This is a genomic window from Thalassotalea litorea, assembly GCF_043642205.1.
Lineage (GTDB): Bacteria > Pseudomonadota > Gammaproteobacteria > Enterobacterales > Alteromonadaceae > Thalassotalea_A > Thalassotalea_A litorea.
Genome location: NZ_JBHZSG010000086.1, coordinates 1 through 1,211 on the forward strand (window position 1 = coordinate 1; position 1,211 = coordinate 1,211).

General features: G+C 36.6%; 1 protein-coding gene. It reads right to left on the reverse strand.

The window, feature by feature from the left end; genetic code table 11:
• Nucleotides 1-148 precede the first annotated feature (148 nt).
• Nucleotides 149-1,075, reverse strand: coding sequence for a leucine-rich repeat domain-containing protein (locus tag ACHUFQ_RS16950; protein WP_394177031.1), 927 nt, complete (start codon nucleotides 1,073-1,075; stop codon nucleotides 149-151).
• Nucleotides 1,076-1,211 lie beyond the last annotated feature (136 nt).

The following is a 1,211-nucleotide window of genomic DNA, read 5'->3' on the forward strand; positions in this document are numbered from 1 at the left end:
TGTGCCAGGAACAGCAGTTCAATTTACTATCACCATGTCACGAGTATTAGCAAAAGCAGACGTTCGTTTGGCACCATAAATAAAAAAGCCACATCAGTTATGATGTGGCTTACGCCTTAAAAGATATCTTAAGGATTAAATCTTTGGCTTAGAATTGAAAATCGTCAATCCAGTCAATCGTATTGAGATAGGCTACAGTTTCCGCTGAAAATGGATTATCCAATAACCTCACATACTCTAAGTTAGTGTTTAGGTCTAAGTTTATTGTTGTTAGTTGGTTGCGGCTCAAATCTAGGCGTTTGATATTAGGCAAGAAATCCGAGTTAATCGAGCTAATACTATTATTGGCGAGCACTAATTCTTCCAAGTTCGTTAAATTTAAGTCGAGTGCCCTTAATTCGCTTTTAGTAACCCTTAGGTGAGTAAGATATTCTAAACCGTCAAGTAGCAATGTCTCTAACGATGTGTCGTGGAGGTAAACCTGTTGTAAGTTGATATTGGACGTCAAATCAAGATATTCAATCGGACTAAAAACATCGTAGTAATCACCTGAACTTAAGAAAGTCGCCATCGTAAGATTCTCCAGAGACTCTATGTTAGCGATATCCAGGACTTCGATTTTAGCGTCGAAAATTTCAAGATCAGTCAGGTTTGGTAGCTCATCCAAAGTTACGCTGTACAAATTGTTTGAATTTTGGAATTCAATCTTTCTTAAACTCGGTGAATTCGAAGCTCGAAACAGACGTAAGTTTTTAGCTGAAATTACTGATAAATTTTCAATGTAAAGGTTGTTGTCCAGTTCCACACTCTGGCTTTCAATTGAATGAAACGCCACGCTGGTTAAATTGGGAAAGTTATTGAAATCTTCCAAATTTCCCAAATCATAACCGCTTCCTTTACACAGAACTTCAGTCATTTCTTCTACTTTAGTAAAGCCCTCAAAATCAGCTCTTTCCGTTATGCATGCCTCTATCGTAGAACTATTAAAAGAGACATTTTTTATCAGCATTTCTTCATCTGAATCACTGCACCCTAGCAGTAATAGTGATAATGTAATTGGGTAAATAATTTTCATTTCATTTCCTTATGTATACAGGGGAACTAGAGAAAACGGAGTTGAGTTACTAAAAGAAAGCTTGAATTAAAGGAATGTCCGTTAAGTATCAATTACTAAAATGTTGCTTTATTGGCAAGTGTCCGTTTCTCGCTCA